26 protein-coding genes are annotated in these 24,396 nt (G+C 70.3%); 14 read left to right on the top strand and 12 right to left on the bottom strand.

From position 1 onward, the window contains the following. Nucleotides 1-41: 41 nt before the first annotated feature. Nucleotides 42-635 (top strand): 3'-5' exonuclease, encoded by a 594-nt coding sequence (locus tag AS029_RS03610; RefSeq protein ID WP_058231633.1) that lies wholly within the window; start codon nt 42-44, stop codon nt 633-635. Between the two features lie 54 nt (nt 636-689). Continuing rightward, on the top strand, nt 690-2,039 hold the full coding sequence (locus AS029_RS03605) for a DNA recombination protein RmuC (RefSeq protein WP_058231245.1): 1,350 nt from the start codon (nt 690-692) through the stop codon (nt 2,037-2,039). A gap of 9 nt (nt 2,040-2,048) precedes the next feature. On the opposite strand, the gene AS029_RS03600 is transcribed toward AS029_RS03605, so the two are convergent. Together AS029_RS03600 and glpX are read right to left on the bottom strand one after the other, a co-directional pair. Further along, complete coding sequence (locus AS029_RS03600; RefSeq protein ID WP_055953550.1) at nt 2,049-2,261, bottom strand: hypothetical protein; 213 nt, start codon at nt 2,259-2,261, stop codon at nt 2,049-2,051. A 209-nt stretch (nt 2,262-2,470) separates the two neighbouring features. Beyond that, nucleotides 2,471-3,460, bottom strand: a complete 990-nt coding sequence (gene glpX / locus AS029_RS03595) for a class II fructose-bisphosphatase (protein WP_058231244.1) — start codon at nt 3,458-3,460, stop codon at nt 2,471-2,473. A gap of 177 nt (nt 3,461-3,637) precedes the next feature. Between glpX and fbaA the strand changes: the two genes are divergently transcribed. Further along, nucleotides 3,638-4,666: a class II fructose-bisphosphate aldolase gene (gene fbaA / locus AS029_RS03590; protein ID WP_058231243.1), complete on the top strand. Its 1,029-nt coding sequence runs from the start codon at nt 3,638-3,640 to the stop codon at nt 4,664-4,666. 203 nt (nt 4,667-4,869) lie between these two features. Here the strand turns inward: fbaA and AS029_RS03585 are convergent, their stop codons facing one another. From AS029_RS03585 to AS029_RS03565, 5 genes are all read right to left on the bottom strand, one after another. After that, a complete protein-coding gene (locus AS029_RS03585; protein WP_058231242.1) occupies nt 4,870-5,415 on the bottom strand; it encodes an MOSC domain-containing protein in 546 nt (181 codons plus the stop codon). A gap of 133 nt (nt 5,416-5,548) precedes the next feature. Further along, nucleotides 5,549-6,250 carry a zf-HC2 domain-containing protein gene (locus AS029_RS03580; protein WP_058231241.1) on the bottom strand — a complete coding sequence of 234 codons (702 nt, stop codon included), beginning with the start codon at nt 6,248-6,250 and terminating at the stop codon, nt 5,549-5,551. Beyond that, on the bottom strand, nt 6,247-6,753 hold the full coding sequence (locus tag AS029_RS03575) for a sigma-70 family RNA polymerase sigma factor (RefSeq protein ID WP_058231240.1): 507 nt from the start codon (nt 6,751-6,753) through the stop codon (nt 6,247-6,249). The genes AS029_RS03580 and AS029_RS03575 overlap by 4 nt, the downstream gene beginning before the upstream one ends. A 59-nt stretch (nt 6,754-6,812) precedes the next feature. After that, complete coding sequence (locus AS029_RS03570) at nt 6,813-7,379, bottom strand: DUF6264 family protein (protein ID WP_058231239.1); 567 nt, start codon at nt 7,377-7,379, stop codon at nt 6,813-6,815. Further along, nucleotides 7,376-8,437, bottom strand: a complete 1,062-nt coding sequence (locus AS029_RS03565; RefSeq protein WP_175456626.1) for a 4-hydroxy-3-methylbut-2-enyl diphosphate reductase — start codon at nt 8,435-8,437, stop codon at nt 7,376-7,378. The genes AS029_RS03570 and AS029_RS03565 overlap by 4 nt, the downstream gene beginning before the upstream one ends. Nucleotides 8,438-8,502: 65 nt before the next feature. On the opposite strand from AS029_RS03565, the gene xseA reads away from it, so the two are divergent. From xseA to AS029_RS03530, 7 genes are read left to right on the top strand one after another with little or no spacing between them, the layout of a single operon-like run. Then, complete coding sequence (gene xseA / locus AS029_RS03560) at nt 8,503-9,897, top strand: exodeoxyribonuclease VII large subunit (protein WP_074615859.1); 1,395 nt, start codon at nt 8,503-8,505, stop codon at nt 9,895-9,897. A 10-nt stretch (nt 9,898-9,907) separates the two neighbouring features. Then, a complete protein-coding gene (locus tag AS029_RS03555) occupies nt 9,908-10,135 on the top strand; it encodes an exodeoxyribonuclease VII small subunit (RefSeq protein WP_228375872.1) in 228 nt (75 codons plus the stop codon). Continuing rightward, nucleotides 10,135-10,767: a DUF4245 family protein gene (locus AS029_RS03550; RefSeq protein WP_058231237.1), complete on the top strand. Its 633-nt coding sequence runs from the start codon at nt 10,135-10,137 to the stop codon at nt 10,765-10,767. The genes AS029_RS03555 and AS029_RS03550 overlap by 1 nt, the downstream gene beginning before the upstream one ends. Next, on the top strand, nt 10,764-11,435 hold the full coding sequence (locus tag AS029_RS03545; protein WP_082642140.1) for a carbonic anhydrase: 672 nt from the start codon (nt 10,764-10,766) through the stop codon (nt 11,433-11,435). Before AS029_RS03550 ends, AS029_RS03545 begins: the two co-directional genes overlap by 4 nt. 35 nt (nt 11,436-11,470) lie before the next feature. Beyond that, nucleotides 11,471-12,865: a class II fumarate hydratase gene (locus AS029_RS03540; RefSeq protein WP_058231236.1), complete on the top strand. Its 1,395-nt coding sequence runs from the start codon at nt 11,471-11,473 to the stop codon at nt 12,863-12,865. A 47-nt stretch (nt 12,866-12,912) separates the two neighbouring features. Next, nucleotides 12,913-14,328: a sensor histidine kinase gene (locus AS029_RS03535; protein ID WP_082642139.1), complete on the top strand. Its 1,416-nt coding sequence runs from the start codon at nt 12,913-12,915 to the stop codon at nt 14,326-14,328. Continuing rightward, nucleotides 14,325-14,981, top strand: coding sequence for a response regulator transcription factor (locus tag AS029_RS03530; RefSeq protein ID WP_058231235.1), 657 nt, complete (start codon nt 14,325-14,327; stop codon nt 14,979-14,981). The genes AS029_RS03535 and AS029_RS03530 overlap by 4 nt, the downstream gene beginning before the upstream one ends. A gap of 309 nt (nt 14,982-15,290) precedes the next feature. Here the strand turns inward: AS029_RS03530 and AS029_RS03525 are convergent, their stop codons facing one another. Together AS029_RS03525 and AS029_RS03520 are read right to left on the bottom strand one after the other, a co-directional pair. After that, nucleotides 15,291-16,652 (bottom strand): RNA 5'-3' helicase PhoH2, encoded by a 1,362-nt coding sequence (locus tag AS029_RS03525; RefSeq protein WP_058231234.1) that lies wholly within the window; start codon nt 16,650-16,652, stop codon nt 15,291-15,293. 395 nt (nt 16,653-17,047) lie between these two features. Continuing rightward, nucleotides 17,048-17,821 carry an isoprenyl transferase gene (locus AS029_RS03520; RefSeq protein WP_058231629.1) on the bottom strand — a complete coding sequence of 258 codons (774 nt, stop codon included), beginning with the start codon at nt 17,819-17,821 and terminating at the stop codon, nt 17,048-17,050. Between the two features lie 164 nt (nt 17,822-17,985). On the opposite strand from AS029_RS03520, the gene trhA reads away from it, so the two are divergent. Continuing rightward, nucleotides 17,986-18,678 carry a PAQR family membrane homeostasis protein TrhA gene (trhA, locus tag AS029_RS03515; protein WP_058231233.1) on the top strand — a complete coding sequence of 231 codons (693 nt, stop codon included), beginning with the start codon at nt 17,986-17,988 and terminating at the stop codon, nt 18,676-18,678. 68 nt (nt 18,679-18,746) lie between these two features. Here the strand turns inward: trhA and AS029_RS03510 are convergent, their stop codons facing one another. Next, nucleotides 18,747-19,019 (bottom strand): hypothetical protein, encoded by a 273-nt coding sequence (locus AS029_RS03510; RefSeq protein WP_058231232.1) that lies wholly within the window; start codon nt 19,017-19,019, stop codon nt 18,747-18,749. 63 nt (nt 19,020-19,082) lie between these two features. On the opposite strand from AS029_RS03510, the gene AS029_RS03505 reads away from it, so the two are divergent. Continuing rightward, complete coding sequence (locus AS029_RS03505; RefSeq protein WP_058231231.1) at nt 19,083-19,478, top strand: DUF4307 domain-containing protein; 396 nt, start codon at nt 19,083-19,085, stop codon at nt 19,476-19,478. Nucleotides 19,479-19,584: 106 nt separating this feature from the next. Next, the gene (gene greA / locus AS029_RS03500; RefSeq protein ID WP_058231230.1) at nt 19,585-20,076 is read left to right on the top strand and encodes a transcription elongation factor GreA; all 492 of its coding nucleotides are present in this window, start codon (nt 19,585-19,587) and stop codon (nt 20,074-20,076) included. A 588-nt stretch (nt 20,077-20,664) separates the two neighbouring features. Here greA and ilvA read toward each other — a convergent pair. Next, nucleotides 20,665-21,894 (bottom strand): threonine ammonia-lyase, encoded by a 1,230-nt coding sequence (gene ilvA, locus AS029_RS03495; protein ID WP_058231229.1) that lies wholly within the window; start codon nt 21,892-21,894, stop codon nt 20,665-20,667. Continuing rightward, complete coding sequence (locus AS029_RS03490) at nt 21,891-23,081, bottom strand: AI-2E family transporter (protein WP_058231228.1); 1,191 nt, start codon at nt 23,079-23,081, stop codon at nt 21,891-21,893. Before AS029_RS03490 ends, ilvA begins: the two co-directional genes overlap by 4 nt. Nucleotides 23,082-23,153: 72 nt before the next feature. Here AS029_RS03490 and AS029_RS03485 point away from each other — a divergent pair, with 72 nt between their 5' ends. After that, nucleotides 23,154-24,395, top strand: coding sequence for a winged helix-turn-helix domain-containing protein (locus AS029_RS03485; protein WP_058231227.1), 1,242 nt, complete (start codon nt 23,154-23,156; stop codon nt 24,393-24,395). Nucleotide 24,396: the final 1 nt, after the last annotated feature.

Below are 24,396 nucleotides of genomic sequence, written 5' to 3'. Positions count from 1 at the left end.
CGCCTCACCGTCTCGCCGCCTCGGCGGGTGAGGGTGGAGGCGTGGCACTGGACTTCACCGCGATCGACTTCGAAACGGCGAACTCCAGCGGCGCCTCCGCCTGCGCGGTCGGCCTCGCCCGGGTGCGCAACGGCCGCGTCGTCGCCACCGCCGCCTGGCTCATCAAGCCCCCGACCGGACACGACCAGTTCGCGCCGATCAACGTCGGCATCCACGGCATCCAGCCGTCCCACGTCGCGAACGCGCCCTCGTGGAGCGAGCAGCTCGCACGCCTGACCGCGTTCGCCGGCGCCGATGTGCTGGTCGCCCACAACGCCGGGTTCGACATGTCGGTGCTGCGCCGCGCGTGTGCGGCAACCGGCGACGAGTGCCCGCCCTACCGCTATCTCTGCAGCGTGCAGATGTCGCGCAAGACCTACGCTCTCGCGTCCTATCGCCTGCCGCTGGTCGCCGCCGAGGCCGGATGCTCCCCCTTCGCGCACCACGACGCGCTCGCCGACGCGGTGGCCTGCGCCGAGATCACCATCGATTGCGCCCGGCGCGCGGGCGTCGACGACGTGCACGATCTCGCCGCGCACCTCGGCGTGCGGGTGTCGCAGATCGCGTCGGAGCCGGTGGAGCGCGCCGTCGCCTGAGCCGTTCGGCGGCGTCATCCCGCCGATGTCGGAGGTGTGCTGCATGCTGAGCCCATGGATGCCATCGCCCTCCTCCTCGTGATCGTCGCCCTCGCCGTCGGGGTCGCCGTCGGCTGGTTCGTCGGGTCGTCGCGGGCCACCGTGCGCGCCGCGGTCGAGCAGCAGACGCTCGCGTCCCGCGCCGCCGCGGCCGAGACGGCACGCGCCGGTGTCGAGGCCCAGCTCGACCACCAGGTCGCGCTCTATCGCGAGCTGGCTGGTCAGTCGCGGGCCGATCAGGCCGCGCGTGAAGAACGAGAACGCCGCGACCAGACGGTGCTGCGCGCGCTCGACCCGGTCCGCGAGACGCTCGACGCGATGCAGCGCAAGGTCGCCGACCTCGAGCGCGACCGCGTCGAACAATATTCGGCGCTGGGCGAGCAGCTGCGGCAGTCGCGCGAAGCCGACGAGGCCCTCCGCGCCACCACCGAATCGCTTGCATCGGCCATGCGCTCGGGGGCCACGCGCGGCGTCTGGGGAGAGACGCAGCTGCGACGCGTCGTCGAGGCGGCCGGCCTCACCCGCTACGTCGACTTCGACCTGCAGACGGCGATCTCGAGCGATGCCGGCGCGGGCCGCCCCGACATGGTGGTGCGCCTGCCCGGCGGCAAAGCTCTGGCCGTGGATGCCAAGGTCCCCCTCGACGCGTATCTGCAGGCGAGCGCCATCCCGGTGACCGCCACCGGCGATGAGGGGGCCCGGCGCTCCGCGCTCATGACGAAGCACGCGCGCGCCGTCCGCGCCCATGTCGATGCGCTGGCGAAGAAGGCCTATTGGGCCGGGCTCACCACGAGTCCGGAGTTCGTCGTCTGCTTCCTGCCGAGCGAGTCCCTGCTGGCGTCCGCACTCGACGAAGACCCGACGCTCCTCGAATACGCCTTCACGCGGCGCGTGGCACTCGCCTCACCCGTCAATCTGTGGGCCGTGCTGAAGACCGTCGCCTTCACGTGGACCCAGCAAGACGTCTCCGACGAGGCACGCACCCTCTTCGCCCTCGGCACCGAGCTCTACGACCGCGTCGGCGTGCTCGCCGGCCACGCGGGCGACCTGCGCCGAGCCATCGAGCGAACCGTCGACAGCTACAACAAGTTCGCCGGATCCCTCGAGACGCGCGTCCTCGTCACGGCACGCAAGTTCCCCGGGATCGACGAGACGAAGCTCGATGCGCTGGCGGCCCCCGCCCCGCTCGATGCCGCGCCGCGTCGGTGGACGGCTCCCGAGATGCTCGAGCTCAGCCCGGTGCCCCCGTCGACGGCGCTCACGACAGCCGACGACACCACCCCCGCGCCGCATGCAGGTGCAGACCTCGGCGCCGTGCGCGAGCGTGCCGGATGGGCGGAGGCAGAGCGCTCCGACGACGCGTGAAGGGCCGGCTCAGGCGCCGCCGGGCACCCAGCTCAGCAGGCTGATGACGGCGGCGGAGACGCCGACGAAGGCGCCGACCATCCACCACGCGCTGACCTCGTGGCCTTCTGCGCGGCGAACGCGCAGCAGAACATCGGGGCGGCGGGCCGGGTCGACGGCGCTGGCGATGACCGCCTGAGCACCTGTCTGAGGTGCGGTCTGGTTCGTCGGAGCTGTAGTCACGGACGATCCCCCTTCGGGTCTCGGAAGAACACAGCGTCACCGTTGACACCGGAAACGATTCTGCCAGAGTCCCGCTGGGCGACCGGTCACGCTTGCGTCACGACACGCCCGGCTGTATCTGCACGCTCCGAAACCTGCGCACCGCGCTCCTCGGCTCAGACGCCCCGCGACACCCGCACGTCGGCACCGCGCCGCCTACCGAAGAGGCGTCACAGCCACTTCGAGGTCAGGTGCTCCGACGAGATGCGGCGCAGCGTGCCCGACGCTCCGCGCAGCACCACGCTCTCGGTGTAGAGGAAGTCGCCTTCGCGACGAACACCCTGCACGAGCTGTCCGTCGGTCACGCCCGTGGCGACGAAGATCGTGTTCTTGCCCTTCACCAGCCCGTCGGCCTCGTAGACCTCACCGTCGACCTGGAGTCCGGCATCCCGGCCCTTCTCCTTCTCGTCGTCGGTGCGCGGTGCCAGGACTCCCTGGATGTGCCCGCCGAGCGCCTTGATCGCACAGGCGGTGACGATGCCCTCGGGGCTCCCGCCGATACCGACGCACATGTCGGTGCGAGCGTTGTGGCGAGCCGCATTGATACCGCCGGCGACGTCGCCGTCGCTCATCAGGCGGGTACCGGCACCGGCCTCGCGGATGTCGGCGACGAGCTGCTCGTGACGCGGACGGTTCAGCACCGAGACGACGATCTCGTCGACGGGCTTGCCGAGGGCCTTCGCCAGCAGGCGGATGTTCTCGCCGATGGGCAGGCGGATGTCGACCACACCGACACCAGCGGGACCCGTCACCAGCTTGTCCATGTAGAACACGCTCGACGCGTCGAGCATCGACCCCTGATCCGAGACGGCGATGACCGACAGCGCGTTCTGGCGTCCAGCGGCGGTCAGCGAAGTGCCGTCGATGGGGTCGACGGCCACGTCGCACTGCGGGCCGCGGCCGCTGCCGACGCGCTCACCGTTGTAGAGCATCGGGGCGTTGTCCTTCTCGCCCTCGCCGATCACGATCGTGCCGTCGAAGTTCACGGTGCTGAAGAAGGCGCGCATCGCGTCGACCGCGGCACCGTCCGCGGCCTCCTTGTCGCCTCGTCCGATGAAGGGGACGGCGCGGATGGATGCCGCCTCCGTCGCCCTCACCAACTCCAGAGCCAGGTTGCGGTCGGGGTGCAAAGGGCTCATGTCGGCAGTCAGGCTCACCATGGGGCCACTGTAGCCAGGGATGCGGCGACAATCGCCTGTTTTGCCCCGCTGCGAAGCGAAGGAATCACGCTTTTTACCGAAACGGCAGAACTGCCCGGTTCCTGTCGCGCCCGCGCTGTCACGATCCGACGCCTTCGCTAGGCTGACGTTGTCCCGACAACACCAAGGAGCACCTCCATGCCCGTCGCCACTCCTGAGCAGTACGCCGACATGCTCGACCGCGCCAAGGCCGGCAGCTTCGCGTACCCCGCGATCAACGTCTCGAGCTCGCAGACCATCAACTCGGTGCTCCAGGGCCTGACCGAAGCCGGCTCCGACGGCATCCTGCAGGTCACCACCGGCGGCGCCGACTACTTCGCCGGCCACACCGTCAAGGCCCGCGCCACCGGCGCGCTCGCCTTCGCGAAGTACGTCACCGAGGTGGCCAAGAACTACCCCATCACGGTCGCCCTCCACACCGACCACTGCCCCAAGGACGCCCTCCCCGGCTTCGTCCTGCCCCTGCTCGAGGCTTCCGAAGAAGAGGTCAAGGCCGGGCGCAACCCCATCTTCCAGTCGCACATGTGGGACGGCTCGGCCGTTCCCCTCGACGAGAACATCGACATCGCGGCCGAGCTTCTCCCCCGCATGAAGAACATCAACGCCATCCTCGAGATCGAGGTCGGCGTGGTCGGCGGCGAAGAAGACGGCGTTCAGCACGAGGGCTCGAACGACGCCCTCTACACGACCGTCGCCGACGTCACCAAGGCCGTCGAGCGCCTCGGCCTCGGCGAGAACGGCCGCTACATCTCGGCCCTCACCTTCGGCAACGTGCACGGCGTCTACAAGCCCGGTGGCGTCAAGCTCCGCCCCGAGCTGCTCGGCGAGATCCAGGAGGGCATCGCCGCGAAGTTCGGCACCGGCCCCAAGCCCCTCGACCTCGTCTTCCACGGCGGCAGCGGCTCGACCGACGACGAGATCGCCCTCGCCGTCGCCAACGGCGTCGTGAAGATGAACATCGACACCGACACCCAGTACGCCTTCACGCGCTCCATCGCGGGCTACATGTTCTCGAACTACGAGGGCGTGCTGAAGCTCGACGGTGAGGTCGGCAACAAGAAGCAGTACGATCCCCGCGCCTGGGGCAAGGTCGCCGAGTCGGCGATGGCCGTGCGCGTGGTCGAGGCCACGAAGCAGCTCGGCTCCTACGGCCAGTCGAAGAGCTGATCATCCGCTCCTGCGCGAACGCCCCGGCCCTCGGCCGGGGCGTTCGTCGTTTCCGGATGCCACGTCCAGGCGCCGACGAACGCTCTCGGCCCGAGCACATCGGCGGGGTCGCTGAGCGACATGCCGCACGCCGGGCCGTGACAACGGCGTGTCGACCGGAACATCCGCCGTTGCGCACGCCCAGGGAGGCACGCAGCCGACGATCAGCCGCGGTACATCTCCAACACCGTCTGCGCGCCCTCCGGCGACGACACCACCTCGATGGCATCCCCCGCGCGCACCTCGCCGGCCCGGCGAACGCGCAGGTAGGCGCCCAGGCGCCCCTCGTCGGAGAAACGCTTCACCCATCCCCGACCCGCGGCACCGCCCACCCAGCGCGCGAACGTCGCACACGGGGTGCGGGGCATCGTCACCTCGACCTCGACGGTGTCGCCGATGCGCCACACCTCGCCGATGCGCGCGCCGTTGACGTCGAGGCCCTCGACGCGCAGATTCTCGCCGAACCACCCCGAGGGCAGCTCGCGGCCGAGCTCGCCCTCCCAGAATGCGGCGTCCTCGTGGGCGTAGGCGTAGACCGCCTTGTCCGGACCGCCGTGGTGCTTGCGACTCGCCTGCACGTCAGCTCGCACGCCGAGTTTGCCGACCCGGACAGCACCCTCGATCGGGCGCTTGTCGATGGCGGTCACGCCGACCGATCCGGCATCCGGATGCAGGGTGTGAACGGCGCAGACGGCGACGAGATGAGGCATGCGACGATGCTAGAGCGTGCTCGCGGGCGTCCCGACCACCGGCGCGTCGGAGCCCTGACACCGCGGTCGTCGCACATCGACGGCGCGAACCCCGGCGGACCCACCAGCGGCTCCCCCGGCGTGAGCGCCGGCCCTACGGCGAGTCGAACGTCCGCCGCATGACGACACGATCACCGTCGACCGTGCGGATCTCGACCACGTCGATGTCCGCCGCGGCCAGATCGGTGCCGGCGCTGAGCTCGGTCGTCGACCCGGGCCCCGCGCGCCACGTCGACAGCACACTCGTCGAACCCGTGTCGTCGGTGACCGCCAGGGCGTAGGGCCAGCCGCCGGGCGGCGCGTCGAGCACCTGCCCGGTGTACTGGCACACGAGATCGATGCGCGTCCCCCACGGCACCGACGTGAGCTTGACCGATGCTTCCAGGGGCGCACCGCCGACGTCGTCGAGGGCATAGACGGCCCCCGGCGCCTGCGACGCGCCGTTCACCGCGATGACGCTCGGCACGGCGACGGCGATCAGGGCAACGGATGCCGCGAGCGTCCACGCCGTGACGCGGCGAGCCCGGCGGCGACGCGCGGCACGCACCACGCGTTCCCGCAGCGCGGGGTCGATCGCGGGCGCAGAGGCCGAGCCGGAATCGGCGCCGATCGCCCTCGCGCGCTCGCCCGACAGGCGCGACAGCAGACCCGCGGTCGGCGCCAGCTCCGCGACCGCGGCACGGCACTCGGCGCAGACCGCGAGGTGGGCTTCGAACTCGGCCCGATCGGCCGGGCCGAGCGCCCCGAGCACGTAGGCGCCGTCCGAGGTCGAAAGGCGTTCGTGGTCGGTGCTCATCGGGTCACCCCTCTCTCCTGCAAGGCGAGCCGCAGAGCCCGCACCGCATAGTGCAGCCGCGATTTCACGGTGCCGGCGGGGATGCCGAGCTCCTCGGCAGCCTGCGCCACACTGCGCCCGCCGTAGTAGGCGCTGACGATGACGGCGCGGTGGTCGGGGGTGAGGGTTGCGAGCGCCTCCTCGACCAGCAGCGCGTCGAACATGGCATCCGTGTCGTCGTCGCGCACCCGGTCGGGCACTTCGTCGACGGGAAGCTCGTGACGGCGGCGAGCGCTGCGCGCCTCGTCGATGACGATGTTGCGCGCGACGGTGTACATCCACGATCGCAGCGAGGCGGGATCGTCGCTCATGACGCGCGGCGTGCGCCACGCGCGCAGCAGCGTCTCCTGCACCACGTCGTCGGCGCCGGCATGATCGCCGGTGAGGCTGACGACGTAACGCCACACGGCGACAGCGTGGGCGTCGTACAGCGCCGTCAGCTGCGTGTGCTCGTCGCGCACCATGCCCCCTCCCCGTGTCCGAGAACCGTCTCAGGAGAACACGGGATGGCGGCCCACCCGGTTCAGTTCGGAACGCTGCCGATGATCGCGGTCATGAACTGCTGGTCGCCCACTAGGGCCAGGGTCACGCAGACGCCGGCGACGAGGGCGGTGGCGACGAAGCCGGCGATCGGGATCCAGAAGGCGATCTTGCCGCGCTTGAGACGTCGCCACGTGAGCAGGGCGGTCAGCAACCAACCGATGCCGTAGACCAGCGCGGCCGCCGCGCCCCACACGTAACCGCCCTGCAGGTTGGTGTACGTGGCGTCGACGCCCAGCACGTTCGCAGCGGATTCGGCGTAGCGGGGGAAGTCCAGCAGCTGCACGATGGTCGACACCGTCGACACGAGTCCGTAGGCGAGCAGACCGCCCGTGATGATGCGGTCCCAGAGGGGTCCGCGCAGCCCTCCCGGGCGTGCGGCGTCGACCGGGGCGGGCGCGGGCCGTTCGGGCTGCGGCGCGACTCCGGCGTCGAGCGCCTCGGTCACCTCGGGTCGCTGGATGCGCGCACGCTGCTCCTCGGGTGTGGCGTACTCGCCGTACTGCGGGCGCGGACGAGCCTCGCCGTTGCCGGTCGATCCGTCGCTCACGCCCGGCCCCGCCCGCCGAGGGCGCGGCTGTCGCGCTTGCCACTGGCATCCTGACGCAGTTCCTTGGGGAGCGAGAAGATCAGGTCCTCCTCGGCGGTGCGCACTTCTTCGACGTCGCGGTAGCCGGCTCCGGCGAGCTCCTCGAGCACCTCGGTGACGAGCACCTCGGGCACCGATGCGCCGCTGGTGACGCCCACCGTCTCGACGCCCTCGAGCCACTCCTGCTTGACCTCGTCGACGTAGTCGACGCGGTAGGCGGCCTTGGCACCGTGTTCGAGGGCGACCTCGACGAGCCGCACGCTGTTCGAGGAGTTCGCCGAACCCACGACGATCACCAGATCGGCGCCGACGGCCACCTTCTTGATGGCGACCTGGCGGTTCTGCGTGGCGTAGCAGATGTCGTCGGAGGGCGGGTCCTGCAGCTGCGGGAAGCGCTCGCGCAGACGACGCACCGTCTCCATGGTCTCGTCGACCGAGAGGGTGGTCTGCGACAGCCACACGACCTTCGACGGGTCGCGCACCTCGATGGTGTCGGCGTGGTCGGGCGAGTTGACGACGGTGACGTGCTCGGGGGCCTCGCCGGCCGTTCCCTCGACCTCTTCATGGCCCTCGTGGCCGATCAGCAGGATCTCGAAGTCGTCGCGGGCGAAGCGCACGGCCTCGCGGTGCACCTTCGTGACGAGCGGACAGGTCGCATCGATCGCCTGCAGTCCGCGATCGGATGCCGCGGACACGACCGCCGGCGACACCCCGTGCGCGCTGAAGACGACGTGCGCTCCCGCGGGAACCTCGTCGACCTCCTCGACGAAGATCGCGCCCTTCTTCTCGAGCTCGGTGACGACGTGGATGTTGTGCACGATCTGCTTGCGCACGTACACCGGCGCGCCGTAGCGCTCGAGCGCCTTCTCGACGGCGATCACGGCGCGGTCGACACCGGCGCAGTAACCGCGGGGCGCGGCCAGCAGCACCTTCTTGTGTCCGGTGACGGGGATATCCTGGAGCCGCCCGCGTCGACCCGGGATACGGGGAACGGGCAGGTGGACGGCAGGTGAGCTCACCCCTCGATTCTACCGGGGTGCCCCTGGACGCCGGCCGAACCGCGCACCTCGACCCTTCGGAGACCATGACCTCGTTCCAGCCCGAGACGATCGCGGGCCAAGCGCCGCCGGCCGACAGCGTCCACCCCCGCGACTCGCGCACCGACGCACCCACCTCGGTCTCGCGCCTGAACGACACGATCCGGGGCTTCATCGAGCGTTGGGGATCGGTCTGGGTCGAGGGCGAGATCACCTCGTTCAACCGCCGCGGCGGCAACGTCTTCGGCCGTCTGAAAGACCTCGGCACCGAGTCGACGGTGGCGTTCCGCATCTGGTCGAGCACGCTGAACCGCCTGCCGAAAGACCTCAAGGTCGGCGACCACGTCATCGCGTGCGTCAAGGCCGACTACTTCCCGCGCACGGGCGACTTCTCGTTCTCGATCTCGGCGATGCGCCACGTGGGCCTGGGCGAACAGCTCGAACGCCTCGAGCGCTTGCGCGTGCAGTTGCGTTCGGAGGGCCTGTTCGACCCCGTCCGCAAGAAGAAGCTGCCCTTCCTCCCCCACTGCATCGGTCTCATCACGGGTGAGAACTCCGACGCCGAGAAAGACGTGCACCGCAACGCCGAGCTGCGCTGGCCCCGGGTGCGTTTCCGCACCCAGCACGCCGCCGTCCAGGGCGACCGGTGCGTTCCCGAGACGCTCGCGGCACTGAAGATCCTCGATGCCGACCCCGAGGTCGACGTGATCGTCATCGCGCGCGGCGGCGGCGATCCGCAGACGCTGCTCGGCTTCAGCGACGAGCGCCTGCTCCGCGCCGTCGCCGCCGCCTCCACGCCGATCGTCAGCGCCATCGGGCACGAGAACGACCGGCCCCTCCTCGACGAGGTCGCCGACGTGCGCGCCTCCACCCCCACCGATGCGGCCAAGCGCGTGGTGCCCGACGTGAGCGAGCAGCGGGCGCTGGTCGCACAGCTGCGGGCGCGGTTGACGGGGCGCCTCACGCAGCGGGTGCTCCACGACATCGCCCAGCTCGAGCAGATCCGCTCGCGCCCGGCGCTGCGCACCCCGCACTCGATGCTCACCTCTCGGGCGCAGGAGCTGTGGATGCTGTCGAACCGCGGCCGCGACATCGTCGACCGCCGCATCGAGGGCGAGCGGCGCCGCGCGAGCGAGCTCGGCGCGGGGCTTCGCGCCCTCTCACCGCTGGCGACCCTCGCCCGCGGATACGCCATCGCGCAGCTGCCCGACGGCTCGGTCGTGCGCGACGCGTCGCAGGCCCCGGCCGGCACCGCCCTCCGCCTCACCGTCGAAGAGGGCACGGTGGCCGCACGGTCGGAGGGCGGTGTTCCCGACGCGGTTCCGCACGGGAAGGCCACGGCCGGCCGCGCTCCGGCGGACCGCTCCGACTCCGCGGCATCCGCGGATCGACCGCTCGACGACGAAGCACCCGGCGACGGAGTGTCGGAGGGTCGCGCCTAGAATGGATGCCATGACCGCGACGACACCCGGCCCGTCCGCCGACGTCGCGTCCCTCTCGTTCGAGCAGGCCCGCGACGAGCTCGTCCGCGTCGTCGCCGAGCTCGAGCAGGGCGCACCGACGCTCGAGGAGTCGCTGGCCCTGTGGGAGCGCGGTGAGAAGCTCTACGCCCGCTGCGAAGAGTGGCTGCTCGGCGCGAAGCGCCGGCTCGATGCCGCCCGCGGCGAGGGAGACTCCTGATGGCCCGCGTCGTCGCCCACCTCGGTCGCCCCGAGACCCCGCAAGAGACGGCCGACCGCAAGGCCGAGTTCTCTCGGCGGTACCGCTCGAGCAAGACGTTCCGCAACCTCATGGCGGCGATGCTCGTCACGATCGCCGTCGTGTTCGTGGTCGTGGCCGCCGTCCCCCGCGGCGAACCGGCTCCGCGGCCCGAACCCGACGTCGCCGCGCTGGCCGCCGATCTGCAGGTCGAGCGCGGGCGCCCCGTGCTCACGCCGTCGCTCGGCGAGGGGTGGCGCGTCAACCTCGCGACCACCGAGGGCGTCGGCGGCACCGAGGCGTGGACGATGGTCTACGTCCGTTCGGGCGAGTCCGGCTTCCTCCGCGTCGCGCAGGGGTTCGATGCCGACGAGGCGTGGGTGGGGCAGGTGCTCGACGGCACCCGCAGCACCGAGACCACCGAGATAGACGGCGTCACCTGGAACATCTACCGTCCGTCGAACCCCTCGGGCACGGGCAACATCGACTATGCGCTGGCCACCGCCGCCGGCCCCGACTACGTGCTCGTCTACGGCGACGCGGCACCCGAGACGGCGGCCCTCGCGGCCGCGTCCGTCACCACTCAGATCGAGCAGTTGAGAGAGGTCCCGTGAGCGAGCGCATGACCCCCCGTCAGGTGTGGCAGCAGATGGTGGAAGGAAACCAGCGCTTCGTCGCCGGTCAGCCCGCCCACCCCCGTCAAGACGTGGAGCGTCGCGCCGAGCTCGCCAGCTCGCAGCACCCCACCGCGGCGCTGTTCGGCTGCTCCGACTCGCGACTCGCCGCCGAGATCATCTTCGACGAGGGCCTCGGTGATCTGTTCGTCGTGCGAAACGCCGGTCAGGTCATCTCCGACTCCGTGATCGGCAGCCTCGAATACGCCGTGGGCGTGCTCGAGGTGCCGCTCATCGTCGTCCTCGCGCACGACGCGTGCGGGGCCGTGGGTGCCGCCATCGACAGCACCGGCCTCGATGCCCCCACCCTCCCGGCCTACATCTGGCGCCAGATCGCCCCGATCGTCCCCGCGGTTCGCCGCGTGCAGCGCGCGAGCGCCGTCGACGGCCACCTGCCCGAGCGGGTCGACCCCGAACAGGTCGGCCGCGAGCACCTGCGCCACACCGTGGGCGAGTTGCTGCGCGCCTCCGAGCTCATCAGCGAGGCCGTGGCCGACGGTCGCACCGCCGTCGTGGGCGCCAACTACCGACTCGACGAGGGAGAAGCCTTCCCCGTCGTCATCGTGGGCGACGTCGACGACGCGCGCGTCGAAGCCGTCCACAGCTGAGAACCACCGAACGACAGACCTGGAGGAACGACGACGTGACCGACATCGAGTACCGCATCGAACACGACACCATGGGTGAGGTGCAGGTGCCCAAGGACGCCCTCTACGCCGCGCAGACGCAGCGCGCGGTCGAGAACTTCCCCATCTCCGGGTCCGGACTCGAGTCGACGCAGATCGCCGCCCTCGCGCGCATCAAGAAGGCCGCCGCGCTCGCCAACAAAGAGCTCGGCACCCTCGACGCCCAGATCGCCGATGCCATCGCGCAGGCCGCCGACGAGGTGGTCACCGGGCGTCACGACGCGCACTTCCCCGTCGACACGTACCAGACCGGCAGCGGCACCTCGTCGAACATGAACATGAACGAGGTGCTCGCGACGCTCGCGACCGGCATCCTCGGTTCGCCAGTCCACCCGAACGATCACGTCAACGCCTCGCAGTCCTCGAACGACGTCTTCCCCACCTCGGTGCACATCGCCGTGACGCAGGCCCTCATCACCGACCTCGTCCCGGCACTCGAGCACCTGGCCACCGCCCTCGAGGCCAAGGCCGAGGCGTGGAAGGGCATCGTGAAGTCCGGCCGCACCCACCTCATGGATGCCACCCCGGTCACCCTCGGCCAGGAGTTCGGCGGCTACGCCCGTCAGATGCGCCTCGGCATCGAGCGCGTCGAGGCCACCCTGCCTCGCGTCGGCGAGGTGCCCCTCGGCGGCACCGCGGTCGGCACCGGCATCAACACCCCGCTCGGCTTCCCGCAGAAAGTGATCGAGCTGCTCGCGGCCGAGACCGAGCTGCCCATCACCGAGGCGAAGGACCACTTCGAAGCGCAGGCGAACCGCGACGGACTCGTCGAGGCCTCCGGTGCCCTCCGCACCATCGCGGTCTCGCTGACCAAGATCAACAACGACATCCGCTGGATGGGTTCAGGCCCCAACACCGGTCTCGGCGAGCTGCACATCCCCGATCTGCAGCCCGGATCCTCGATCATGCCCGGCAAGGTCAACCCCGTCGTGCCCGAGGCGACCCTCATGGTGTGCGCGCGCGTGATCGGCAACGACGCCACCGTCGCCTGGGCGGGCGCATCCGGCTCGTTCGAGCTGAACGTCGCGATCCCCGTCATGGGCACGGCCCTGCTGGAGTCGATCCGCCTGCTGTCGAACGCCATGCGGGTGCTCGCCGACAAGACCATCGACGGGCTCGAGGCCAATGTCTCGCGCGCCGAGGCGTTCGCGGGCATGTCGCCCTCGATCGTCACCCCGCTGAACAAGGTCATCGGCTACGAGGCCGCGGCGAAGATCGCCAAGCACTCGGTCGCCAAGGGCATCACCGTGCGCGAGGCCGTCATCGACCTCGGCTACGTCGAGCGCGGCGAGATCACCGAAGAGGTGCTCGACGCCAAGCTCGACCTGCTGTCGATGACCCACCCGGGCTGAGTACCGCGACGACCGTCCACGACGCCGAGGCGCGCCATAATCAGAGGATGAGCCGCACGACGAGACCCGTCTCGACGCGCGTGCGACTCCTCGGCGCGATCCTCGGCGTCGTGTTGCTCGGCATGATCCTCGCCGGCGGTGTGACGTTCCTCGTGCAGAGCGACCGCGTGATCGCGAACGCCGAGCGTCAGCTCGACGGCTTCGTCGCGACGGCGTCGACGAGCAGTCAGGATGCCGCCGACCTCGCCGCAACCGTGATCCCGGGCCGCACCGACGGCACCCTCGCCCTCGCCGGCACGCAGGTGCTCGCCGGCACGCCGTCGCCTCCGGGACTTCGACTGGCCGACGACGCCGAGCTCGTGGCGTCCCTCGCCCAGGCGATCGCCGACGGACGCCTGCGGGGGCGGCTCGACAGCGACCAGGGACCGGTGCTGTACGCCGCGGTCGAGGGGCGTGGCGGAGCGATCGTGCAGGTCATCTCCGTCGACCAGCGCATGGAGCTCGTCGCGCTCTCCAGCGTCACCTACGGGGTCACCGCTCTGGGCGTGCTCATCCTCATCGGCGTCGCCGGCTACTTCGTCACGGGGCGGCTGTTCTCGCCGCTGCGCCGTCTGCGGGCCACTGCTGACGCGATCACGATCGACGACCTCGGTACCCGCCTGCGGGCGCACGGCAACGACGAGATCTCCGATCTCACGACCTCGGTGAACTCCATGCTCGACCGTCTCGCGATGTCGGTCGACGCCCAGCGTCAGCTCCTCGACGACGTCCGTCACGAGCTCAAGACACCCATCACGATCGTCCGGGGGCACCTCGAGATGATGGACCCGGCCGACCCGCACGACGTCGCCGAGACGCGCGACCTCGGCATCGCCGAACTCGACCGCCTGTCACGGCTCGTCGACGACATCGACGCCCTCGCCGATATCGAGTCGGGTGCGCTCTCGGCCGCCGTGATCGACGTGGGCGCGCTCACCGACCGGGTCGCCGAGCTCGCCGGAGCGATCCCGGGGCACACGTGGACCGTCGAGCAACGTGCGCGCGTGCGCATCCGCGGCGATGCCGACCGCCTGGTCCAGGCCTGGGTGCAGCTCGCCGACAACGCCGCGAAGTACACCCCCGACTCCAGCCCGATCGAGATCGGCAGCACGGCCGACGACAGCACCGCTCAGCTGTGGGTACGCGATCACGGTCCGGGCATCCCGCCGGCCGCGCGTCACCGGGTGTTCCGCCGCTTCGACCGCCTCTCGACGCGGCGCGGCGTGGAGGGGTCGGGCCTCGGCCTGTCGATCGTGGATGCCATTGCCAAGGCGCACGACGGCCACTGCTCGATCTCCGACACTCCCGGCGGCGGGGCCACCCTGACACTGCACATCCCCCTCACCAGTGCCCAGTCCCCCGCCCGCCTGCCGACGCCCGTGCGCGCCGGCGATGTCGTCATGCAGAGAGAGGCCACCGGATGACCCGCATCCTCATCGCCGAAGACGAGGAGCGCATCTCCTCCTTCGTGGCGAAGGGCCTGGAGTCCGCCGGCTATCAGACCGTGATCGTCGACGACGGCGCCGACGCCCTCGACACCGCCCTCTCGGGCGAGGTCGACCTGGTTCTGCTCGATGTGGGGCTCCCCTCGCTCGACGGCTTCGAGGTGCTGCGCAGCCTCCGCGGTCAGGGATCGAACCTTCCGGTCATCATGCTGACGGCCCGCACGAGCACCCGCGACACCGTCGACGGGCTCGACGCCGGCGCCAACGATTACGTCGCGAAGCCGTTCAAGTTCGACGAACTGCTCGCCCGCGTGCGCTCGCGTCTGCGCGAGCCCGTCACCGTCGGCACGATGACGATCGGCCACGGCGACGTCTCGCTCGACGTGCTCGCGAGGCGCGCCACCGTCGGCACCCGCGAGATCGACCTCAGCGCCCGCGAGTTCGCGCTGGCCGAGGAGTTCCTCCGTCACGCCGGTCAGGTGCTCAGCCGCGAGCAGCTGCTCAGCCGCGTCTGGGGCATGGACTTCGACCCGTCGTCGAACGTCGTCGACGTGTACGTGCGGTACCTCCGCGCCAAGGTCGGCCCCGGCCACATCGTCACGGTCCGCGGCGCCGGATACCGCTGGGAGTGAGGCCCAACCGGGGAAACCCGAAAAACCCCCGGCGGGGGGAACCGGGGGTTTTTCGGAGGGACGCGTCCGGTGGTCTTCCGCTCACCCGAAGAGCGGTGACCTGCGCGCGACGTGTTCTCTTGTTTCCATGGGGGAACCGCCGAGGCGGTGACGAGGTCTCCCTCGTCGACATGATCAACAATGGCGGTCCATTGTGAGAAGCCGGGGAGCCGAACATGAGAAAGCTCTCATGTCGACCGGCGCGAGCGGCCGCGGCGAACGCAGAAGGGCCGGGATGCCATGGCATCCCGGCCCTTCATCGACCGCGCCTCACGACAGTTCGCCGGCCTCCAGCAGTTCGGTGACGAGCGCCGCGATCGCGGAACGCTCGGACCGCGTCAGGGTGACGTGGCCGAACAGGCCGTGCCCCTTCAGCGTCTCGATCACCGAAGCGACGCCGTCGTGGCGACCGACGCGCAGGTTGTCGCGCTGCCCGACGTCGTGGGTCAGCACCACCCGGGAGTTCTGGCCGATACGGCTCAGCACGGTGAGCAGCACGTTGCGCTCCAGCGACTGGGCCTCGTCGACGATGACGAACGCGTCATGCAGCGACCGGCCGCGGATGTGCGTGAGCGGCAGCACCTCGAGCATGCCGCGCGCCAGCACCTCTTCGAGTACGTTGCCCGAGACGACCGAACCGAGGGTGTCGAAGACGGCCTGACCCCAGGGGCCCATCTTCTCGGCCTGGTCACCGGGGAGGTAGCCCAGCTCTTGCCCGCCGACGGCGAACAAGGGCCGGAACACGATGATCTTCTTCTGCTGCTGGCGCTCCAGCACCGCCTCGAGGGCGGCGCACAGGGCGAGCGCCGACTTGCCGGTACCGGCCCGGCCGCCGAGCGAGACGATGCCCACCTCGGGGTCGAGCAGCAGATCGAGGGCGATGCGCTGCTCCGCCGATCGCCCGTGCAGGCCGAAGGCCTCGCGGTCGCCCCGAACGAGCCGGAACTGCCCCTTGCCGGTCACCCGGCCGAGAGCCGATCCGCGCTCGGAGTGGATGACGAGGCCCGTGTTGACCGGCATCCCCGCGACCGCGTCGCTCACCGCGACCTCGGTCTCGTAGAGGTCGGCGAGGTCGTCGCCCGAGACGTCGATGGTGGCGATGCCGGTCCACCCCGAGTCCATCGCCTGCTCGGCGAGGTACTCCTCGGTGTTCAGACCCAGGGATGCCGCCTTCACGCGCATCGGGAGGTCCTTCGAGACCACGGTGACCTCGGCGCCGTCCTTCGCGATGTTCATCGCGACGGCGAGGATACGGCTGTCGTTTCCGCCCGTGCGCATGCCCGACGGCAGGACGCCGGGGTCGGTGTTGTTGAGTTCGACGCGCAGGGTGCCGTCGTTTCCGACGGGGACCGGGAAATCGAGTCGACCGTGCTCGACACGGAGTTCGTCGAGGTGCCGCAGGGCCTGGCGGGCGAAGTACCCGATCTCGGGGTCGTGGCGCTTGCCCTCCAGCTCCATGATCACCACGACGGGGATCACCACCGAGTTCTCCGCGAACCGGAAGAACGCCCGGGGGTCGCTCAGAAGGACAGAGGTGTCCAGGACGTACGTGCGCAACGCCTGATCGACGCCGGCTTCGGACTCGGTGCTCTCGACGACGTGACGCTGGTCGTACGGTGCTCGTGCAGTCACAACCCACTCCCGACCCGGGTGGAACACCCGGTTGTCACGAGTCGACCTGTGGGTCACGAGTCGCAATCCGAAGGCCGACTCGATCGGACTCCGTGTCCGATGTCATCACCGTACGACGCCCCGACAGCCCCGAGGGTCGTTAACACGCCGCGAATATGACGAGTTCGTGAACACCGCGTTCACGCGGTGGGGGTCGCCGGATAGTTCGGATGCCGCTGTCTGCGACCCGGATTCTCCGACGCGCTCACGGTCCCCTGACGCGCCCGCGGCGGCGGCACAGGTGACCGAGCCCGTCGACGATTCCGACCCTCGCGGCGCACCGAACGCGCGCGGCCGCCACTCCGCGGCCCGCGGGATGGAAACCGCCGACGCCGCCCCCGCGGGAGCCGCCCGAGCTACTGACCGAACCGGCGGTCTCGTGCGGCGAAGTCGCGAATGGCACGCAGGAAGTCGACCTCGCGCAGGTCGGGCCCGAGTGCCTCGACGAAGTAGAACTCGGAATGCGCCGACTGCCAGAGCAGGAAGTCGCTGAGGCGCTGCTCGCCCGATGTGCGGATGACGAGATCGGGATCGGCCTGGCCGCCCGTGTAGAGATGCTCGCCGATCTGTTCGGGAGTGAGGCTGGCCGCGAGTTCTTCGAGCGAGCCGCCCGACTCGTCGTGCTGGGCGATGATCGAGCGCACGGCATCCACGATCTCGCTGCGGCCCCCATAGCCGACCGCCAGGTTGACGTGGAGGCCCTTGTGACCGCGCGTGCGCTCGGTGACCTCGTCGAGCACCTCCGCCAGCGCCGGCGGCAGATCGTGCGACCGGCCCACGTGCTTGACCCGCCAGTCGGGCTCGTGCGAGAGCTCGTGAGCGAGTTCGCCGATGATCTCGAGCAGGTCCTGCAGCTCCTTGCTGTCGCGTTTGACCAGGTTGTCGTTCGACAGCAGGTAGAGCGACACGACCTCGATGCCGAGGTCGTCGCACCACCGCAGGAATTCGTGCATCTTGGCGGCACCCGCGCGGTGGCCGTGGGCCGCGCTGTCGTAGCCGAGCTGTCGCGCCCAGCGTCGGTTGCCGTCGATCATCATCGCGACGTGGTGGGGCACGGTCGTCGGCATGCGCCGACGCAGGCGCGAGATGTAGAGACGGTAGAGGGGGCCCCGCCCCTCGTTCTTCCACACGCGCGCCACCCGCCTACGCTACCGCGTCGGACGCCTCCGACACCGCGGGGTCGGGTGTCGTCGCCTGTGCGAAGGGTGAGTGCGGTCGCCATGTTCCCCCGAGAGCATGGGAGCAGACGTAATGTCGAGGAGTGACACGTCCGACCCCCGCCGACGGCCCCGAGATGCCGCAGCTCCCCCTACTCGAAGCGGGAGCGGTGGGCGCGGCGGTCGAGCTCAAGCCGACCTGGCGGGGGTGGATCCACGCGGGAACGTTCCCCGTCGCCATCGCCGCGGGAATCGTTCTCATCGCCCTGGCGCACGGGGCGCCCGCCAAGTGGGCGTCCGCGGTCTTCATGGCGACGTCGCTGCTGCTGTTCGGCAACTCCGCGCTGTACCACCGCTTCCACTGGAAACCCACGACCCGCGCGGTGCTGAAGCGCATCGATCACGCCAACATCCTGCTGCTCATCGCGGGCACCTACACGCCGATCGCGGTGCTGGCCCTCCCCACGCCGCAGACCGTGCTGCTGCTCTCGATCGTGTGGGGCGGGGCGATCCTCGGCATCCTGTTCCGCGTGTTCTGGATCAACGCGCCGCGGTGGCTGTACGTGGCGCTGTACCTGGCGCTCGGGTGGGCGGCGGTCATGTATCTCGGCGACCTGCTCGCGGCGAACGTCGCGATGATGGTGCTGGTGGTCGTCGGCGGTCTGCTCTACACCGCGGGCGCGGTGGTCTACGCGGTGAAGAAGCCCAACCCCTGGCCCGGTCACTTCGGCTTCCACGAGATCTTCCACGTGTGCACCGTGCTGGCGTTCCTCAGCCACTGGACGGCGTGCCTGCTCATCGCCCTTCAGCCGGCGTACCACGGCGGGTGAGAACAACCAGCCCGTCGCCGGATGCCCGTCTGACGGGCGGACCGGGATGCCGAGCACCCCGGTCACGATCAGCGACGCGGAGCCGCCGGGTCGGTGTCGTCGTCGGTCTCGCCGGCCGCCGCGGCCGCGCGCGCCTGCTCCTCGGCATCCAGCTCGGCGTTGACTTCTTCGCGGTAGCGTCCGCGGCGGATGCGGCGCAGCATGTCCCACACGAGCAGGAACACGGCGATCCCGATGAACGCGATGGCGGCGAAGCCCAGCGGGCCGGGCGTGACGATGGACTCGTCGGGGGTGGTGGCCGGGGAGGGCGTGGTCGCGAGAGCGACGATCACGGGAAACATGGAGTCCTTCGGTCCGGGCGGAAGCGCGTAGCCTGGAACTCCAGCCTAAAGCCCGGAGAGACCATGACGACGCAGGCCCAGCTCGACGATCGCTACGGGCGCACGCGCTCGCCGCGGCGGCGGCTGCTGGGCTGGACGATCGTGGCCGTGCTCGCGCTCGGCGCCATCGGCTACCTCGGGTGGACGACCGTCGCCAGCAGCGCGGCGTCGGTCACCGCGACCGACACCGGGTTCACGGTGAACGACGACCGCTCCGTGTCGGCGACCTTCCAGATCACCGCACCCGTCGGCCGCGCCGTCGCGTGCGCGCTCGAAGCCCGCGACGAGGAGCACGGCACCGTGGGTTGGCGGGTCGTGCAGTACCCGGCATCTGATGAGCATTCCCGCGCTTTCACCGAGACGATCCCGACGCTCTCGCTCGCGACGACGGGTTTTGTCAACGCTTGCTGGGTGCCGTAAACTCGCGGGATCACGACGCGCCCCGGCTCGATGCCGGGGCGTTCGACATATCCCCCGCCGACGGCTCCGAACTCGCCGCCGTCTGCGCCTCGACGAAGGAGTAAACGTGTCCAACGACGCTCAGGTGACGTTCCTCACGCAAGACGCCTACGACCGTCTCCACAACGAGCTGGAGCACCTCTCGACCACGGGTCGCGAAGAGATCGCGAAGCGCATCGAGGCCGCACGCGAAGAGGGCGACCTGAAAGAGAACGGCGGCTACCACGCCGCGAAAGACGAGCAGGGCAAGCAGGAGGCCCGCATCCGCACGCTCCAGCAGCTCCTGAAGGATGCCAAGGTGGGCGAGGCCCCCGAGAGCCACGGCGTCGTCGAATCGGGCACCGTCGTCACCGCGGTCATCGCCGGCGGCGAAGAGCGGTTCCTGCTCGGCAACCGCGAGATCGCGGCAGACTCCGAACTCGACGTGTACAGCGAGGCCTCGCCGCTGGGTGCCGCCATTCTGGGCCTGAAAGAGGGCGACAAGGGCTCGTACACCGCTCCCAACGGCAAGGAGATCTCGGTCGAGATCGTCAAGGTCGAGACGTACTCGGGTCAGTAAGCCCCGCACGCTTCGCGAGCCGCTCCCCCGTCGCCGGGTGGGCGGCTCGCGGCGTTTCCGTTGCCCTGACGAATGGTCTTCCGCGTCGACCAGACGCGCGCGAGGTCCCGGCGCCCCTTCGGTCGGCGCCTCGGGCTTCGCTGGCGCGTGTCGTCCTGGGCGTGGCCCGCGTGCGGTGTCCTGGGCCCGGTCGGCGCGGGGCGTCTCGGGCCCGGCAGGCGCGGGACGTCTCGGGCCCGGCCGGCGCGGGCTTCCCGGTTTTGGGGCGGATTCCGCCATTCGGGGCGAGAATATCCCGCCCCGAACACCAGAATCCGCCCCAAACCAGAAGGTACTCACGCCGGGACACGAGGACGCATCGGGGCTCGCATCACTCACCGAACCGCATGACGACCGCCCCGGAGCACCGACCACGCCTCGACGCGCCTCGTTCGGGGCGGACTTTGCTGATCGGGGCGCATGAATCCCGCCCCGAACACCCCAATCCGCCCCGAACCATCGTCCGGTCGTGACCCAAGCAGGACAGGCCCGCCGGCGTGCCAAACCACCCCGGTACACGGCTCATGCACCGGTCGACGGAGGACGCCGTCAGTCGGGAACGACGGTCGCGACGAACCCGGCCTCTTCGAGCGTCTCGATGACGAGGGCACGGTGCTCGGAGCCCCGCGTCTCGACGCTGAGCTGCAGGATGACCTCGCTGATCTGCAGACCCTGCCCGTGGCGGGTGTGCAGCACCTCGATGACGTTCGCGCCGACGCCGGCCAAGAGCTCCGACACGCGGGCGAGCTGCCCCGGGCGATCGGGCAGCGGGATGCGCAGCGACATGTACCGACCGGATGCCGACAGACCGTGCGCCACCACCCGCTGCAGCAGCAGCGGGTCGATGTTGCCGCCGGAGAGGATCGTCACCGTGGGACCGCTGGCCGTGACCTTGCCGGCCAGGATCGCGGCCACGCCGACGGCGCCGGCGGGCTCGACGACCTGCTTGGCACGTTCGAGGAGCACGAGGAGCGCGCGGGCGATGTCGTCTTCGGTGACGGTGACGACCTCGTCGACGTACTGACGGATGAGCTCGAAGGGAAGGTCGCCGGGGCGGGCGACGGCGATACCGTCGGCGATGGTCGGCGTCGTCTCGACCTGCAACGGGTACCCCGCGGCCAGCGAAGACGGATAGGCCGCGGAGTTGTGCGCCTGCACGCCGATGATGCGCACCTCGCGCCCCTCGGCGGCGGCGCGCGCCTTGACGGCCGCGGCGACGCCGGCCGCGAGGCCTCCCCCGCCGATGCCGACGATGACGGTCTCGAGATCGGGCATGTCTTCGACGAGCTCGAGGCCGAGGGTGCCCTGGCCCACGACGATGTCACGGTGGTCGAAGGGATGGATGAGCACGGCACCGGTGCGCTCGGCGAACTCGGCGGCCAGGCGCAGCGGGGTCTCGACCGTCGCCCCCTCGAGGATGACCTCGGCTCCGTAGCCGCGGGTGGCGAGCAGCTTCGGCACGGGCACGCCCAGCGGCATGAAGATGGTGGCGGCGATGCCCAGCTGCTGCGCGGCGAGCGCGACGCCCTGCGCGTGGTTGCCGGCCGAGGCGGCGACGACGCCGCGCGCACGCTCCTCGGCGGTGAGGCGCGACAGGCGGTAGGTGGCCCCGCGGATCTTGAACGACCCCGTGCGCTGCAGGTTCTCGAGCTTCAGGTTGACCGGCACTCCGAGCAGTTCGCTGAGATGCTGGGATTCGTCGAGCGGGGTGCGCGTGATGATGCCGCGCAGAGCCTGCGCGGCATCCTCGAACTCGGCCAGGGTGGGAGTGTCGTTCATGATCTCCTTGCGCGGTCGCGCGGAACGGTCTGCCAGATGAGGTCTCGGGATGCCAGCGCTTCGCCCTCGTGCAGCCACGCCTTCTGACTGAGGTAGACGGAGACGACGTTGACGAACGCCGCGAGAGGCACCGCGAAGAGGGCGCCCGCGATCCCCCCGACCATCGCGCCGCCGGCGACCACGAGCACGACGGCGAGGGGGTGCACCTTGACCGCCGATCCCATGAGGATCGGCTGGAGGATGTGGCTCTCGATCTGCTGCACCGCGAGCACGACGATCAGCATGAACAGGGCGATCAGCGGGCCGTTGTAGACCAGCGCGATGAACACGGCGAGGGCGCCGGTGGCGACCGCGCCCACGAACGGGATGAAGGCGCCGAGGAAGACGAGGACCCCGATGGGGATAGACAGCGGGACGCCGAGGAGGAAGGCACCCAGGCCGATGCCGATCGCGTCGATCGTGGCGACGAGCAGCTGCGTGCGGGCGTAGCTCTTGACCGTCCGCCAGCCCGCGCGCCCGGCGCCGTCGACCGCAGGGCGGGCGACGCGCGGGAAAAGGCGCGTCGTCCAACGCCAGATGCCACCGCCGTCGGCGAGCAGACACAGCAGGATGAAGAGGGTCAGCAGCAGGCCCGCGCCGACGTGACCGAGCGTCGTGCCGATCGCCAGCGCACCGGTCCACAGCACCTCGGCCTGCTGCTGCAGGAACGTGCCGGCCTGCTGCAGACCGTCGTCGATCTGCCGTGCACTGAGGTGCAGCGGTCCGTCGATGAGATACTGACGGAACTGCTCGACCGCCTGGGTGGTGCGCAGACGAACCGAACCGAACTCGCGGGTGATCTGCCAGACCGCGAGCCAGATCAGGCCCGTGATGATGGCGATGGTGCCGAGCACCGTCACGACGATGGCCAACCACCTCGGCCAGCCATGACGAATAAGGAGCGAGAACCCCGGCCACACCAGCGCGGTCACGAGGATCGCCACCAGGAGCGGGATGACGAGCAGCTTCAACTGGATGACGAGGAAGACGACGACGGCCAGAGCCGCCGCGATCACGAGCAGACGCCACGCGTAGGCGGTGGCCTGACGCAACGCCGGCGGAACCGGCGGTTGGAGATCGCTCGATACGGTTCGCCGTTTCAGCGCGTCGAGGAACGATCCGCGGGGTTCGGGATCGGTTCCACTCATTCCGCCAGCCTACCGCCGCCCTCGGACATCGTTCGCGGGCCGATGTCGGGGGTCGCAGCTAGCGTGAGGGGCATGACCATGACCGTGAGCCGTGCCGAGGCGCGCCGCATCGCCCTCGCCGCTCAGGGGTTCGCCCGACCGCGCCCCGAGGCGGTCGGCACGCGGCAGATCTCCGCCGCGCTGCACGGCATGCGCATCCTGCAGATCGACTCGGTCAACGTCTTCGCGCGCTCGCACTACATGCCCCTGTTCGCACGCCTGGGCGCGTACGACACCGAGCTGCTGGATCGGCTCGCCTTCTCGCGTCGACCGAAATGGGTCGAGTCGTGGGCGCACGTGGCATCCCTCGTCTCCGTCGACGACTGGCCGCTGCTGCACTTCCGGCGCGACGACCTGCGCCGCAAATACGGCCACGACGCCTGGGCGGAGGCCAATCAGCCCCTGCTGCAGTGGCTCCGCGACGAGTTGGCTGCCCGCGGGCCGCTGCGCCCGGCCGAGATCGACCACGACGCCCGCAGCGGATCACGCGGTCCGTGGTGGGGCTGGGACGACGTCAAGAACGGTCTCGAACGCCTCTGGCTGTTCGGCGATGTCGCCATCTCCGGGCGACGCGGGTTCGAGCGACGATACGCCCTGGCGTCCGACGTCCTGCCGGCGTCCGCGCTCGAGACGACGGTTCCCCGCGCCGAGGCGATCACCGAGCTGACGCGGCGGGCAGCCGTCGCGTACGGCGTCGCCACGGCATCCGACCTCGCCGATTACTGGCGCATCCGCGATCGTCCGGCGGTGCTCGCCGGCATCCGTCAGCTGGTCGACGCGGGAGAGCTGGTTCCCGTCGAGGTCGAGGGGTGGCAGATCGCCGGTCGTCCGGCGAGAGCGTGGCTGCACCGCGACGCGGCGCATCCGCGACGGGTCGATGCTGCGGCTCTGCTCACCCCGTTCGATCCGGTGGTGTGGTTCCGCGACCGCGCCGAGCGCCTGTTCGACTTCGACTACCGCATCGAGATCTACACGCCCGCGCCCCGGCGCCGGTTCGGCTATTACTCCCTGCCCGTGCTGGTGGGCGACGACATCGTGGGCCGGCTCGATCTCAAGGCCGACCGCGCGTCGAGCGTGCTGCGCGTGCAGTCGGCGTGGTGGGAGGCGGGAGCGCCATCGGATGCCGCCGACCGCATCGCCGCCGAACTGCTCACCGCCGCTCGGTGGCATGGCCTCGACCGCATCACCGTCGCGCGCTGGGGTGACGCGTCGGATGCCATCGCCGGCGCCCTCGCGGCCGAGAGACACGACCACCCCGACGGCCGGGTGAATTGAA

Origin of the sequence: Microbacterium enclense, from assembly GCF_001456955.1 — a bacterium.
In the GTDB taxonomy this organism is placed as follows: Bacteria; Actinomycetota; Actinomycetes; order Actinomycetales; family Microbacteriaceae; genus Microbacterium; species Microbacterium enclense.
The sequence above is the reverse complement of the archived record's forward strand: the minus strand, read 5'-3'. Positions and strand labels throughout refer to the sequence as shown.

Excerpts from the sequence above, each read along its gene's own strand:
- AS029_RS03605 (WP_058231245.1), top strand. The coding sequence starts at position 690 with ATGGATGCCATCGCCCTCCTCCTCGTGATCGTCGCCCTCGCCGTCGGG.
- glpX (WP_058231244.1), bottom strand. The coding sequence starts at position 3,460 with ATGGTGAGCCTGACTGCCGACATGAGCCCTTTGCACCCCGACCGCAAC.
- fbaA (WP_058231243.1), top strand. The coding sequence starts at position 3,638 with ATGCCCGTCGCCACTCCTGAGCAGTACGCCGACATGCTCGACCGCGCC.
- AS029_RS03585 (WP_058231242.1), bottom strand. The coding sequence starts at position 5,415 with ATGCCTCATCTCGTCGCCGTCTGCGCCGTTCACACCCTGCATCCGGAT.
- AS029_RS03580 (WP_058231241.1), bottom strand. The coding sequence starts at position 6,250 with ATGAGCACCGACCACGAACGCCTTTCGACCTCGGACGGCGCCTACGTG.
- AS029_RS03575 (WP_058231240.1), bottom strand. The coding sequence starts at position 6,753 with ATGGTGCGCGACGAGCACACGCAGCTGACGGCGCTGTACGACGCCCAC.
- xseA (WP_074615859.1), top strand. The coding sequence starts at position 8,503 with ATGACCTCGTTCCAGCCCGAGACGATCGCGGGCCAAGCGCCGCCGGCC.
- AS029_RS03555 (WP_228375872.1), top strand. The coding sequence starts at position 9,908 with ATGACCGCGACGACACCCGGCCCGTCCGCCGACGTCGCGTCCCTCTCG.
- AS029_RS03550 (WP_058231237.1), top strand. The coding sequence starts at position 10,135 with ATGGCCCGCGTCGTCGCCCACCTCGGTCGCCCCGAGACCCCGCAAGAG.
- AS029_RS03535 (WP_082642139.1), top strand. The coding sequence starts at position 12,913 with ATGAGCCGCACGACGAGACCCGTCTCGACGCGCGTGCGACTCCTCGGC.
- AS029_RS03530 (WP_058231235.1), top strand. The coding sequence starts at position 14,325 with ATGACCCGCATCCTCATCGCCGAAGACGAGGAGCGCATCTCCTCCTTC.
- trhA (WP_058231233.1), top strand. The coding sequence starts at position 17,986 with ATGCCGCAGCTCCCCCTACTCGAAGCGGGAGCGGTGGGCGCGGCGGTC.
- AS029_RS03510 (WP_058231232.1), bottom strand. The coding sequence starts at position 19,019 with ATGTTTCCCGTGATCGTCGCTCTCGCGACCACGCCCTCCCCGGCCACC.
- AS029_RS03505 (WP_058231231.1), top strand. The coding sequence starts at position 19,083 with ATGACGACGCAGGCCCAGCTCGACGATCGCTACGGGCGCACGCGCTCG.
- ilvA (WP_058231229.1), bottom strand. The coding sequence starts at position 21,894 with ATGAACGACACTCCCACCCTGGCCGAGTTCGAGGATGCCGCGCAGGCT.
- AS029_RS03490 (WP_058231228.1), bottom strand. The coding sequence starts at position 23,081 with ATGAGTGGAACCGATCCCGAACCCCGCGGATCGTTCCTCGACGCGCTG.
- AS029_RS03485 (WP_058231227.1), top strand. The coding sequence starts at position 23,154 with ATGACCATGACCGTGAGCCGTGCCGAGGCGCGCCGCATCGCCCTCGCC.